The sequence below is a fragment of the Mangrovibacterium sp. genome, from assembly GCF_041596335.1.
Taxonomy (GTDB): Bacteria; Bacteroidota; Bacteroidia; order Bacteroidales; family Prolixibacteraceae; genus Mangrovibacterium.
This window is the reverse complement of record NZ_JBFHIT010000040.1, coordinates 1-12,870: the sequence shown is the minus strand read 5'-3', so window position 1 is coordinate 12,870 and position 12,870 is coordinate 1. Positions and strand designations below refer to the sequence as shown.

At 45.7% G+C, this 12,870-nt stretch carries 10 protein-coding genes and 2 tRNA genes; 11 read left to right on the top strand and 1 reads right to left on the bottom strand.

The window, feature by feature from the left end; genetic code table 11:
- The first annotated feature begins 14 nt into the window (after positions 1-14).
- The 6 genes from ABZD21_RS13645 (at position 15) to ABZD21_RS13620 (ending at position 6,642) form a co-directional block, all read left to right on the top strand.
- The gene (locus ABZD21_RS13645) at positions 15-1,175 is read left to right on the top strand and encodes an acyl-CoA dehydrogenase family protein (RefSeq protein ID WP_372775589.1); all 1,161 of its coding nucleotides are present in this window, start codon (positions 15-17) and stop codon (positions 1,173-1,175) included.
- 194 nt (positions 1,176-1,369) lie between these two features.
- Complete coding sequence (locus ABZD21_RS13640; RefSeq protein ID WP_372775588.1) at positions 1,370-2,380, top strand: isopentenyl-diphosphate delta-isomerase; 1,011 nt, start codon at positions 1,370-1,372, stop codon at positions 2,378-2,380.
- Positions 2,367-3,692: a hydroxymethylglutaryl-CoA reductase gene (locus ABZD21_RS13635; protein ID WP_372775587.1), complete on the top strand. Its 1,326-nt coding sequence runs from the start codon at positions 2,367-2,369 to the stop codon at positions 3,690-3,692. The genes ABZD21_RS13640 and ABZD21_RS13635 overlap by 14 nt, the downstream gene beginning before the upstream one ends.
- Positions 3,676-4,614 (top strand): GYDIA family GHMP kinase, encoded by a 939-nt coding sequence (locus ABZD21_RS13630; RefSeq protein ID WP_372775586.1) that lies wholly within the window; start codon positions 3,676-3,678, stop codon positions 4,612-4,614. Before ABZD21_RS13635 ends, ABZD21_RS13630 begins: the two co-directional genes overlap by 17 nt.
- A gap of 75 nt (positions 4,615-4,689) precedes the next feature.
- Positions 4,690-5,721 (top strand): diphosphomevalonate decarboxylase, encoded by a 1,032-nt coding sequence (gene mvaD, locus ABZD21_RS13625; protein ID WP_372775585.1) that lies wholly within the window; start codon positions 4,690-4,692, stop codon positions 5,719-5,721.
- Positions 5,722-5,724: 3 nt separating this feature from the next.
- Complete coding sequence (locus ABZD21_RS13620; protein WP_372775584.1) at positions 5,725-6,642, top strand: mevalonate kinase; 918 nt, start codon at positions 5,725-5,727, stop codon at positions 6,640-6,642.
- A 45-nt stretch (positions 6,643-6,687) separates the two neighbouring features.
- On the opposite strand, the gene ABZD21_RS13615 is transcribed toward ABZD21_RS13620, so the two are convergent.
- A complete protein-coding gene (locus ABZD21_RS13615; RefSeq protein WP_372775583.1) occupies positions 6,688-7,812 on the bottom strand; it encodes a stage 0 sporulation family protein in 1,125 nt (374 codons plus the stop codon).
- Between the two features lie 141 nt (positions 7,813-7,953).
- On the opposite strand from ABZD21_RS13615, the gene ABZD21_RS13610 reads away from it, so the two are divergent.
- The 5 genes from ABZD21_RS13610 (at position 7,954) to ABZD21_RS13590 (ending at position 12,862) form a co-directional block, all read left to right on the top strand.
- Positions 7,954-8,376 carry a DUF1761 domain-containing protein gene (locus ABZD21_RS13610; protein WP_372775582.1) on the top strand — a complete coding sequence of 141 codons (423 nt, stop codon included), beginning with the start codon at positions 7,954-7,956 and terminating at the stop codon, positions 8,374-8,376.
- Positions 8,377-8,555: 179 nt separating this feature from the next.
- Positions 8,556-9,737, top strand: a complete 1,182-nt coding sequence (locus ABZD21_RS13605; protein ID WP_372775581.1) for a DUF4105 domain-containing protein — start codon at positions 8,556-8,558, stop codon at positions 9,735-9,737.
- A gap of 161 nt (positions 9,738-9,898) precedes the next feature.
- Entirely contained in the window at positions 9,899-12,481 is a 2,583-nt protein-coding gene (gene mutS / locus ABZD21_RS13600; RefSeq protein WP_372775580.1) for a DNA mismatch repair protein MutS, read from the top strand.
- 212 nt (positions 12,482-12,693) lie between these two features.
- A tRNA-Gly gene (locus ABZD21_RS13595) sits at positions 12,694-12,769 on the top strand.
- Positions 12,770-12,778: 9 nt separating this feature from the next.
- Positions 12,779-12,862, top strand: a tRNA-Leu gene (locus ABZD21_RS13590).
- Positions 12,863-12,870: the final 8 nt, after the last annotated feature.

Here is a 12,870-nt window from a genome sequence, read left to right as displayed (position 1 = left end):
ACGAAAAACCATTTATGAACGCTTTACTAAAGAAAGTACACCATGAGGTGAGAGCCAAAGTTCGAGCTTTTGCCGAAGAAAAAATTAAGCCGGTAATCGGCGAATTTGAGGCTTTGGAGCAATTTCCGATGGATCTGGTGAAGTCGATGCGTAGCCTGAATATTTTTGGGATGCATGCCCCCGTTGCCTATGGTGGGCAAGGGAGCGACTACCTTTCCTTCATTATTGCAGTGGAGGAGTTGGCTCGTGTCGACAGCTCAATGGCTGCGACGCTGGCTGCTCATAACTCATTGGGAATTGGCCCGATAATGGCTTTCGGAACTGAGGAGCAAAAGCAGAAGTATTTACCCGGCTTGTGTACCGCTGAAAATCTTTGGGCTTTTGGTTTAACTGAAGAGAACGCTGGTTCTGATGCTCAGGGAGTTCAAACACAGGCTGTACAAACCGACAAGGGCTGGTTGGTGAATGGCCATAAAAAATACATTACAAATGCCGCTTCCGAAATGGTTGCCGGGATTAGTTTTGTCGCTCAAACGGGTATTCGCCCCGATGGAAAGAAGGAGTTTACCACCTTTCTGGTTTCCAAAGGAACGCCCGGCTACACGAAAGAATTTATGAAGCAAAAGTTCCTGTGGCGAGCGGCCGATAATGGAATGGTTTATTTTAAGGATGTTGAAATTTCAGCTGAAGATCAACTCGGAGAACGAGGGCAGGGCATTAAAATTATGCTGAAAACCATCGATTCTGGTCGCTTGTCGATTGCTGCAATGGGACTGGGATTGGCGCAGGGAGCATATGAGATGGCTGTTTCTTTTTCGAAAAAGCGGAAGCAGTTTGGTAATGCGATTGCCGGATTTCAGTCCATCGCGTTTAAGTTGGCCGATATGGCGACAAAAATTGAAGCTGCCCGCAACTTGCTTTACCATGCCTGTTGGTTGAAGGATAATGGTCATCCATTCGGAACACAGTCGGCCATGGCAAAGTTGTATTGTTCGCAGGTAGCCAGCGATGTGGCCAGCGAAGCGATGCAGATTTTTGGCGGAGCCGGTTTTTTTCGCAACGACGAATATCCGATTGAACGTTTCTTCCGCGATCAGCGACTGTTGTCGATTGGAGAAGGAACCTCGGAGGTATTGCGAATGGTTATCTCCCGTGATGTGCTGAAAGATAAATAGTGCACTTATGCCTGGTCGATTCGTACAGCGGATGATTTCAATCGGAGCTTTGGACTTCTTTCGGCTCGCCAATTTGTCGCTAAAACACACTTGCAATCGACCAATCATGGAAATTTCAATTGACTATTTTGAACCCAAAAGGAAGGAATAGGAAAATGCATTGTTTACATTTGCCTGTTAACTTTTCAAACAGTATGGAAAAAGACCGAAAACTCGAGCACATTCAAATGGCTTTCGCCTCACAAACCGGCTATCCGGAGCATGACCGCCGATTTATTTATGAGCCCTTGCTGGCTGCTCATCCAAGCCGGAACACGCCCGCATTTTCATTTTTAGGAAAGCAAATGGCAGCTCCACTTTGGGTGTCGAGCATGACCGGCGGGACTGGTGTGGCAAAAAACATCAACCGAAATTTGGCTCGTGTCTGTCGCGAGTTTGGCTTGGGAATGGGTTTGGGCTCATGCCGTAAAATCCTGTTCGATAAAAGCAATTGGGCCGATTTTGATATGCGTGACGAGATCGGTCCGGATCAGCCATTTTGGGCTAATTTGGGTATCGCGCAGGTTGAACAGCTTTTGGCGAAAAAGCAGGAACAGGCCATCGTTGATCTAGTTGGCGAATTGCGCGTCGATGGATTGATTGTGCATGTGAACCCGCTGCAAGAATGGTTTCAACCTGAAGGAGACCAGATAAATCAGCCGCCACTGGAAACTATTCAGCAATTGATGACCCGCATTCGTGTGCCGCTGATTGTGAAAGAAGTGGGGCAGGGAATGGGGCGAGAGAGTCTGAAACACTTGCTGAAGATGCCATTGGCTGCTGTTGAATTTGCGGCTTATGGTGGCACCAATTTCTCGAAACTCGAGATGATGCGCGAAGATGAAGCAATGAAACAGCTTCACCAGCCATTTGCTTTCGTTGGACAAACAGCCGCTCAAATGCTGGAAGATGTGAACAGCCTGATTGAAGAGTGCGACATCGCTTGCCAATCGCTGATTATTTCGGGTGGCATGAAAACTTATCTCGATGGCTACTATCTGGTTTCCAAAAGCAAATTGCCGGCTGTGTTCGGAATGGCCTCGGCCGTTCTGAAGCATGCAACGGGTGACTATGAAGACTTAAAAATTTATGTGGATAATTTATTGAAAGCCTACCGATTGGCGGAAACTTATTTGCGTATTAACCCTCATTATGAAGGAAAATAAACCGATAGCGGGCTTCTCAAAATTCAGCAAAAGCGATAAAGTCGCATGGTTGACTGAGCAGCTTAGTCTTGATGCCAAAACAAGCGATTTTCTGGCTGATTTCGAGACGAAAAATCACTCAGTACAAGCTATCATCGCTGAGCTCAGCGAGAATCATCTTTCAAATTTTCATTTCCCTTTTTCGGTGGCGCCTAACTTTCTGGTCAACGGCCGGTATCGGGTGTTTCCGCTTGTTACTGAAGAGAGTTCTGTTGTTGCTGCGCTGGGCAAAGCCGCCGGCTTTTGGGCAAAGCGGGGAGGTTTTCGTGCCGAAATATTGGGAACGGAGAAGAAAGGTCAATTACACTTTTTATGGGCGGGGAATCCAAAGAAGCTTACAGATAACATCGACGATTTAGCACAGAAATTGCGTGCTGACGCAGCGCCAATCACCAAAAAAATGGAGCAAAGGGGTGGTGGGATCAGATCGATCGAGCTATTTTATTTGCCAGATATTCTGCCTGATTATTATCAGATTGATGTGGCCTTTGATACTTGCGACGCGATGGGCGCGAACTTCATTAATTCTTGTTTGGAGCAGTTTGGGCGAAGCTTGAATGACTGGTTGTCGACGAAAGACGACTGGCGGGAAGAGGAGCGTCAGGCTGAAATCGTCATGGCTATTTTATCGAACTATGTACCCGACAGTCGGGTTCGCGTTTGGGTTGAATGTCCGGTGGAAGAACTGTTGGAGCATGATGCTCCGGAGGATGCGCGCCGGTTTGCCGGGAAGTTTGTCAGAGCGGTGCACGTTTCACGGAATGATGTTTCGCGGGCGGTGACCCACAATAAGGGGATTTTCAACGGGATAGACGCTTTGGCCATTGCAACAGGGAACGATTTTCGGGCGATTGAAGCCGGAGGACATGCTTTTGCCGCCAGAAACGGTCAATATTCAGGACTGAGTGAGGCGGTGATCCACGATGGCTTGTTTCGGTTTTCAATGGAACTTTCGCTTGCCGTTGGCGTGGTTGGTGGTGTAACAGCTTTGCACCCAATGGCGAGATTAGCCATGCAAATACTCGAAAATCCATCGGCCAAAGAACTGATGCAATATCTGGCAGTTGCCGGACTGGCCTCTAACTGGTCGGCTGTGCGGGCATTGGTAACCACAGGCATTCAGCAGGGACACATGAAAATGCATTTGAGCAATATTTTAAACAGTTTGCAGGCGACCGATGAACAAAAAGCCGCCGCACGCCTTTATTTTGAAAATAAGGAAGTGAGTTTTTCCGATGTGGAGCAATACTTAAAATATGGTGCAGGATCTTAAAGCAATAAAACAAACTTATCGGGCACATGGTAAACTGTTGCTCACCGGCGAGTATTTCGTGCTGTGCGGAGCCAAGTCGATTGCATTGCCGTTGCAATATGGTCAGCGCATGGAAGTAACCGAGGGAAAGGACAATGGAATCCTGAGCTGGAAAGCTTTTATGCAGGAAGGACTTTGGTTTTCGTGCGAACTAAAGCTGCCCGACTTTGAGATCGTTAATAGCTCGGATGTTGAAAAAGCTGAAATTCTCCGTGATACCTTTCGAACGATTCAGAAAATGAATCCTGACTTTCATCCAACTAATCCGTTGGAAGTGAATACATACATCGACTTCAATAACCAGTGGGGACTGGGAAGTAGTAGTACGCTGATCGCGAATTTGGCAAGCTGGGCCAAAGTTGATCCTTTCAAATTAAATGAACTGGTCTTTCATGGCAGTGGTTTCGATATCGCTTGTGCTACGGCTGAAGGGCCGATTTTCTATCGTCGGAATCAGCAGCCTGAGCCGCTGGACTTGGATTATCCGTTCCTCGAAAATTTGTATTTTATTTATTCGGGAGCGAAAAAAAGTACCCGTAACGAGGTGCGCCGTTTTTTAAACGAAGGAGCAGTGACCCGGCATCAGATTGAACAAATGGATCAGCTTTCGGAAGCTTTCGCCGGGGCTCAAAAACTCAACGATTTTCAGCGTTTGATTCGCGAACACGAACAGTTGGTGTCATCGCTGCTGGGTAGTCCAACGGTGAAGTCACAATATTTCCACGATTTCAACGGCGACGTGAAATCGCTTGGAGCCTGGGGTGGCGACTTTTACCTGATCGCTACGCCAATGAATGACCGTGATGTGTTAAGTTATTTCAAGGAGAAAGGTTTGCGGGTGGTTTTTCCATGGCGTGAATTGGTCCTGAACGCGGCGAAATAGTAACACGTTATACGGTTGTTTACAAACCGAAACAGAACATTTAAATTGGTCGGCGACCTTCAAAAAAAAACATTCATGACAACTTATACGTCCAATTGGTTGAGTCCTTCTAATATCGCATTGGTGAAATATTGGGGTAAAAAACCGGAGCAACTGCCAATGAATCCTTCCCTTAGCTTCAGTTTAAAACAGGCGCGAACACGCACTTCGGTGAGCTTACAACCGCTGGAGTCGAAAAAGTTCAGCTTTTTATTTGAAGGGAAAGAATCGCCTTTTGCAACGCGTATCGCTAAGTACCTGGATGCCCTTTCGATTGAACTTCCCTGGATTAACGATTTTTCAGTGCTAATTGAAAGTGCGAATACCTTCCCACATTCTACCGGAATTGCCTCGTCTGCTTCCGCTTTTGGAGCGTTGGCGCTTTGTTTAACAGACTTAAACCGGCAATTAACGGGTGCCAATCCGGAGGAGGAAAAGTTTTTTCAGGCAGCCTCTCGTTTTGCACGGCTGGGGAGCGGAAGTGCATCGCGGTCGGTTTACGGAGGTTTCGCCTGGTGGGGGAAATCATCGGCCATGCCCGAATCGACTGATTGTTACGCGATTCCGGTGTCGAAGTATATTCATGAGAGCTACTTCCAATTGTGCGATGCGGTTTTGCTGGTTGATACAAAGACGAAGAAAGTGTCGAGCTCGGCCGGCCACGAATTGATGAATAACCACGTCTACAAAGCAGCGCGTCTGACGCAGGTAAATCAAACAATAGAGCAGGCGTTGCAGCTGATGAAAACTCCCGATGAACGCATGGCTTTTATTGATTTGGTTGAGCAGGAAGCATTGAGTTTGCATGCATTGATGATGACCTCGTCGCCATCGTTCCTGTTGCTGAAACCGGGAAGCCTGGAGATTATTGAGCAGATACGCGATTTTAGGCGACAGACGGGTTTGCCTGTCGGTTTTACAATTGATGCAGGGCCTAATATTCACTTGTTGTATTGGAAGGAAGATCAGGCACAGGTTCATGCGTTTGTAAAATCCGAGCTTTTGTATTATACTGAAAATGGTGAATGGCTTGATGATCAGGTTGGTGACGGGCCGATAAAAGAATAGGCTATGAAGCGATATCCGGCAAAACTCCTGTTGTTTGGCGAGTATGGGCTTATGTTTGGCGCCAAAGCATTGGCCATCCCTTTTCCGACGTATAGTGGTTGTTTTGCAACACCCAATACGGCTTCACAGTCAGAATATCAGAAAAATAGTAATGCCGAGCTGCGGCGTTTTGTCAGTTGGTACGAACAAGAGCAGATTGCCTTGCAAATGAACTTCCCGTTGGATATTGGCCGCCTGTCGGTTGATTTGGAAGTTGGTTTGTATTTCGAATCGGATGTGCCATTGCAGTACGGCGTGGGAAGTTCGGGAGCGCTTTGTGCCGGCTTGTACGATTGCTACAGTCGCTTTTCGGGTTTGGATGATTTCAATCCGGAACTCGAAGGTGATCAAATTTTGCAGTTGAAGGCCGACTTTGTTTTGCTGGAATCGTATTTTCATGGCCGAAGCTCCGGGCTTGATCCTTTGGTTGCCTTCCTTAACCGTCCGGTACGTGTTTCTGATGGGAAAATCAATCTTCCGGCTCTGTCGCTCAATACCCAGCCATGGGCTGTTCATCTGATCGATACCGGAATGACCAGTGCGACATCGCCATTGGTGAAGCTTTTTCTGGAGAAAATGGCAAAAGCTGATTTTGGGGCTAATTTTCGGGACAACTACTTGCCGGTCAATGATGGGGTTGTTGACGCTTTTATGCGGCAGGATGCGGATTCGTTTTTTGAGAATTTAAAACGATTGCACGATTTCCAGTTGATAAATTTTTCAGAGATGTTCCCGGAGCCTTGCTTGCCGCTGATTGAGGAGCTTGCCCGGCTGGGGATTTTTGTGAAACTGTTGGGGTCGGGGGGCGGTGGTTTTCTTCTGGCCTTTGCTCCGTTGAACGCGGAATTTCCTGCTATAAAAAAGAGTTTCCGGATTTTCTGAAATTAGATTCTTCGATCCGGAAACATCGTATTGAGTTCGCTATTATCATTGTGGCTTAACCTTTTTAACAATCGGCCGGCGCTTGTTTTTCTGATTCTGGTTTGGCTTTCTACGCTTGTTACTTGGGCGTTTTTTCTTCTCCATTAAATCCAAATCAGCACTTCCTACATTCATCTCGTTAACCGGTTTTTCTTCTTCACCCAAATAGCGGTTTAGCGATGGCTTTTTGCCTCGCTTGTTGAGTTGAATGATCGCTTTTACGTCTTTCAGTTCAAGAACGATCGGCTTGTTGGAGTATGCTCCTTCAACCGTATACCAGACTCGTTTGCTCAAAATTTCCGTTTTGAAATGTCGGGCCAATCCTTTTTCTGTTTCCAGATTCAGCAGCTCGTACGGGAAATCGTCCTGAGCTTCCAGATAGCTGTCCAGTTCGTACATGAGACAGCATTTTAACTTGCCACATTGTCCGGCCATTTTCTCAGCATTGGGCGAAAGCCCTTGTTTTAGAGCGGCATCCGACGTTACACTCGAGAAATCGGTTCTCCAGCTCGAGCAGCATAGTTCACGGCCACACGATCCTATTCCGCCTACTAGCCCGGCTTCCTGACGAGCTCCGATTTGCTTCATTTCAACTTTAATTTGAAACTCGCGCGCATACCGACGAATCAGCTCCCTGAAGTCAACGCGTTCATCGGCAATGTAATAGAAGATTGCTTTTAAGCCATCTCCTCGAAACTCTACTTCGCCAATCTTCATATTTAACCCGAGCTCGGCCGCAATTTGTCGCGAACGAACCAGGACTGCATATTCTCGTTTTCTCGCGTCTTCCCATTTCTGCTTGTCTGTTTCGGTCGCTTTGCGGTATATTTTATTCCAGCTATAGCGCTCAGGCCGTTTTATTTTGCGTTCAAATTGCTTCTTGGCCAGCGTGCCGGTTAAGGTTACAACTCCAACATCGTGCCCTGGGTTGCAGGCAACCACCACCAAATCGCCCACTTTTAGCGAGAGCATATCTTCGTTTCTGAAAAAATCTTTATGTGTTGCCTTGAAACGGACTTCCACTATTTTGCTTAAGTGGCTGGTATCCGGCAAATCTTTTAACCAATCGTGGGTGGTTAACATTTGCGGCCGGTCGGAATCCATTTTCATGGTACATCCAGTGCATCCCATAGTTTTCTGTTTAAATTCTATTTCGGACAAATTTATCTAAAATTAGCAGTTTCTCTATGTTTATCGAGTCTAAATAAGTGACATTTGGAAAATAGTTGTAAATTGAAAAGGCGATTAAGTAAAAACAGAACAAAATAAAATATGGAATTGGTTGGACTATTGGATGCTATTAATTATCTGGCCGTGGTTATTGCCGCATTGAGCACGTTCCTGATTGGAGGAATCTGGTATTCCGGTATTTTGTTTGGAAGAAAATGGATGGAACTTAATGATTTCACCGAAGATTCTCTTAAAAAGCGGGCAGTTCCCATGCCTGTTATTTTTGGGGGTTCTTTCATCGCTTCTTTATTCGCAGCCTTTTCGTTGTCCCTGTTTCTAGGCTCGGCAGCTAATTTATGGTTCGGTTTATTTGCCGGATTTATGATTGCTGTCTTTTGGATCTCAACATCACGCCTGATTACAGTCCTGTTTGAACAACAAAAATTTTCCCTTTTCCTAATTCATGCAGGTTACGATTTGGTTTCGTATATGGCTATGGGAGCGATTATTGGCGCCTGGCGCTAATATTGTTTAACTGATCAATTTACATGAAAGCTGCCTTTCCGAAGGCAGCTTTTCTTTTGTTGAATAGTCCCGTGCAGCAATTCAATTCAAAAATCGAAAGGCCCAGGTTCGGGGGTGTTGAGAATTTAGACGGTACATTTCGTGATGTACCGGCTTTTTACTTCTTTTGAAGAAAAAACGTGAAACGGTTATTTCTGATTCTTTTTGTATTTCTCGGACTGCTTCAGTCGGTGCAATCTCAAAATATTCGCTTAAGCGATGAGGCTGAAATTTCGGTGTTGACTTGTGGCGCGAGCGATCTGATCCATGCCATTTACGGTCATACTGCCATTCGTGTGAATGATCCGGTTCGACATTGGGATGTTGTATTCAATTACGGGGTGTTTAGTTTCAATGCGCCTAATTTTGTCTATCGTTTTGCAAAAGGGAAAACCGACTATTTATTGGCTCCGGAGCGTTACGACAGTTTCTACGATGGGTATGTTCGTAATGGAAGAAGTGTACTGGAGCAGGTGTTGAATCTGACAAAAGAAGAGAAGCAGCTGCTGCTTGACTTTTTAATTGATAATGCGAAACCTGAGAATCGGGAGTATCGCTACAATTTCTTCCACGATAATTGTGCGACTCGGGTGCGCGATGTGATTGAAAATCAAGTTGAAGGTGCCGTGTTGTTTGCCTCTGCAGGAGAGGGGAGAACCTTTAGACAGCATGCGGAAGACTATCAAAAAATATTGCCATGGACTAACTTTGGTATCCAGCTCGTGCTGGGAAGCCCCTCCGATCGCTTGGCTTCGGCTTACGATGAAATGTTTCTGCCAGCGTACCTTTACCGACAGTTTGCTGAGGCCACAATCAGCCACAATGGCGAAACGCGTTCGCTGGTGAAAGCGACCAATGTTATTTACCAGGCCGAAGAGGTGACTGTTTCCTGGGTCACAATTTATTCGCCTGAACTCATTTTATTGTTGGCTTTGTTGGTGGTGTTCTGGAATAGTCTCAGGCAAATAAAAAGTCAACGGGTTCGCTATGGTGTCGATTACTTGCTTTTGTCGATTCATGGAATCATCGGATTAATTTTACTTTGGTTTTTCATTTACTCGGAACACCCGGCAATGAAGGCGAATTACAATCAGCTTTGGGCTGTCGCTCTTAATTTACCGTTCGTGTTTTTGTGGATGATAAAAAAGTGGCGTCCGCTCTTTCGCTGGTATTGGGTAGTTTTGTCGGCATGGCTACTGTTGTTTTTCCCGTTGAGTTTGTTTTTACCTCAGCAATTCATCCCCGGATTTTATTTGTTGGTTGCAATGTTGCTCTGTCGCTCGTTGCTGCATAGTTGGTTTATATTGAAGGGAAATTCATAAGCCATCGTCCGTTTTTCGCACTCGTAACTTGTTGAAAAGTTTCGGGGAACAACTGACGCATATTTTTCAACTTGCCTTCACTTCGTTTATCTTTGTTGGCTAAGCACACAAAAAAGGAGATTAGTTTGTCGAAGCAGAAAAAATATGTCGAAACACCTTTGATGAAGCAATATTATGCCATCAAAGACAAACATCCGGATGCAATTTTGCTTTTTCGGGTGGGTGACTTTTACGAAACATTTGGAGACGATGCGGTTGTCGCCGCCGGGATTCTCGGGATTACGCTTACCCGTAGGGCTAATGGCGCTGCGAGTTATGTGGAGCTGGCCGGGTTTCCGCATCATGCGCTCGATACTTACTTGCCCAAGTTAGTCCGGGCTGGGCAACGGGTCGCGATTTGCGAACAGCTGGAAGATCCGAAGATGACCAAGACGATCGTAAAACGAGGGATCACAGAGCTTGTAACTCCAGGTGTCTCAATCAACGATAATATTTTGGAGCATCGGGAAAATAACTTTCTGGCTTCAGTTCATTTTGATAAAAAGATGGCCGGTGTTGCCTTTCTCGATATTTCAACCGGTGAGTTTCTGACTGCCGAAGGAAGCTTTGAATATGTCGATAAACTTTTGAATTCATTCAAACCCAAAGAGGTCCTGTATCAAAAAGGGAAAGGGAATGAATTTACCGAATTATTTGGAGGGAAATTCTATACCTACACACAAGAAGATTGGGTGTACACCGATGATGCTGCTACCGATCGCTTGTTGCGTCATTTTCAAACCAAATCACTTAAAGGTTATGGTGTTCAGGAACTTAATTTTGGAGTTGTTGCCGCCGGTGCCATTCTTCACTATCTGGATCTGACTCAGCATAATCAGGTGCAGCATATCACAGCGCTGTCGCGAATTGAGGAAGATAAATATGTATGGCTCGACCGGTTTACGATCCGCAACCTCGAGTTGTTTGGTGTTTTAAACGAAGGGGCGAAAACTCTGGCGCAGGTACTCGATAAAACCATTTCACCAATGGGAGCTCGCATGCTGAAACGATGGATTGCACTTCCGTTAAAAGATATTATCGCGATCAACGAGCGTCTTTCGGTGGTGGAATATTTCACCCGGAGGGAGGATGAAAAGGAGGAACTTGAAACTCATTTGCGCCATATTGGCGACTTGGAGCGGATAATTTCCAAAGTAGCAGTCGGGCGAATTAATCCACGTGAAGTGGTGCAGCTGAAAAATGCGTTGACGGCAATTGAGCCGATAAAACAGTATGCCGGGAGTGTCGACAACCCGGTGCTGAAACGAATGGCCGAGCAGCTCAATCCGTGTCTCTCCATCCGGGAGCGAATAGAACGAGAAATTACCAACGATCCACCGATGCTTTTGCATAAGGGGAATGCGATAAGAAACGGAGTGTCGGAAGAATTGGATGAACTTCGTAAAATTGCCTATTCCGGGAAAGATTACCTGGCTCAAATGCAGGAACGGGAGTCAGCCCGAACCGGAATTCCTTCCTTGAAAATCGCGTTCAATAATGTGTTTGGCTATTATATCGAAGTTCGGAATACCCACAAAGATAAAGTGCCGGCAGAATGGATTCGCAAACAAACGCTGGTGAGTGCCGAACGTTATATTACCGAAGAATTAAAAGAATACGAAAGTAAAATACTGGGTGCCGAAGAGAAAATCCTGGCTCTCGAGGCCAAATTGTTCAATGATTTGGTGGTGGCGCTGGCTGAATATATTCAGGCAATTCAGTTAAATGCAGTGGTGATTGCCCGATTGGATTGTCTCTTGTCATTCGCGACTTGTGCTTTAGCCAACAACTATGCGAAGCCTGAGTTGAATGATACGAAAGTCATTGAAATTAAAGATGGCCGACACCCGGTGATTGAACAGCAGCTGCCTATTGGTGAAGAATACATCAGCAATGATGTGCTATTGGATCAGGACGAGCAGCAGGTGATTATCATTACCGGGCCTAATATGGCCGGTAAATCGGCTATGTTACGCCAAACAGCGTTGATTGTGCTGATGGCGCAAATGGGATCGTATGTGCCGGCCCGTTCGGCAAGTATTGGCTATGTTGATAAGATATTCACCAGAGTTGGAGCCTCGGATAATATTTCGCTGGGTGAATCAACCTTTATGGTCGAAATGAACGAAGCTGCCAGTATTTTGAATAACGTATCAGACCGCAGTCTGATTTTGCTCGACGAACTTGGTCGTGGAACTTCAACCTACGATGGTATCTCCATTGCCTGGTCGATTGTGGAATACATTCATGAACATCCGCAGGCGAAGGCCAAAACGCTATTTGCGACTCACTACCACGAGTTAAATGAGATGGAGAAATCGTTTGGTCGGGTGAAAAACTACAACGTTAGTGTTAAGGAGGTTGGTAATAAGGTGATTTTTCTGCGGAAACTGGTACGAGGAGGCAGTAACCACAGTTTTGGGATCCATGTGGCTCGTATGGCCGGTATGCCGCCATCAGTCGTTAAACGAGCTGACGAGATTCTGCTACAGTTGGAAGGTGATAACCGAAAAGATAATCTGGCCAAGCCTCTCGATGGAATGGCTGAAAAGCGCGAAGGCTTTCAATTGAGCTTTTTTCAAATGGATGATCCGGTCTTAAAGTCTATTCGGGATGAGATTCGCACCCTTGATATTAATAATCTCACCCCAATTGAGGCGTTAAATAAGTTGAATGAAATTAAAAAACTCACTGGCTTAAAGTAGCTTCCGTAAAGACCCGAAAAATAGATTTCAAAAATTGAGATTTATTTTTGGATAAAAAAAAATTAGCAATATATTTGCATCGCTGTTTCCGAAAGGGATGGCAGAGTTCTAATAAGTAGATATCGCAAGAATATTCCGGTTGCTGAAATCAGTTTTGTTCTTTTAAAGAGCAAAAAGTTTGAATTGAATTTTAGCGTCAGATATAGCACAATGCGAGAGTAGCTCAGTTGGTAGAGCACGACCTTGCCAAGGTCGGGGTCGCGGGTTCGAATCCCGTCTCTCGCTCCATCTTAGGATGCCCGGATGGTGGAATGGTAGACACGTTGGACTTAAAATCCAATGATCATTACGATCGTGCGGGTTCAAGTCCCGCTCCGGGTACTTTTTTT

Bases quoted from the DNA above. Each gene is read 5' to 3' on its own strand.
- mvaD (WP_372775585.1), top strand. From the start codon at position 4,690: ATGACAACTTATACGTCCAATTGGTTGAGTCCTTCTAATATCGCATTG.
- ABZD21_RS13615 (WP_372775583.1), bottom strand. From the start codon at position 7,812: ATGGGATGCACTGGATGTACCATGAAAATGGATTCCGACCGGCCGCAA.
- ABZD21_RS13635 (WP_372775587.1), top strand. From the start codon at position 2,367: ATGAAGGAAAATAAACCGATAGCGGGCTTCTCAAAATTCAGCAAAAGC.
- ABZD21_RS13630 (WP_372775586.1), top strand. From the start codon at position 3,676: ATGGTGCAGGATCTTAAAGCAATAAAACAAACTTATCGGGCACATGGT.
- ABZD21_RS13645 (WP_372775589.1), top strand. From the start codon at position 15: ATGAACGCTTTACTAAAGAAAGTACACCATGAGGTGAGAGCCAAAGTT.
- ABZD21_RS13620 (WP_372775584.1), top strand. From the start codon at position 5,725: ATGAAGCGATATCCGGCAAAACTCCTGTTGTTTGGCGAGTATGGGCTT.
- ABZD21_RS13610 (WP_372775582.1), top strand. From the start codon at position 7,954: ATGGAATTGGTTGGACTATTGGATGCTATTAATTATCTGGCCGTGGTT.
- ABZD21_RS13640 (WP_372775588.1), top strand. From the start codon at position 1,370: ATGGAAAAAGACCGAAAACTCGAGCACATTCAAATGGCTTTCGCCTCA.
- mutS (WP_372775580.1), top strand. From the start codon at position 9,899: ATGAAGCAATATTATGCCATCAAAGACAAACATCCGGATGCAATTTTG.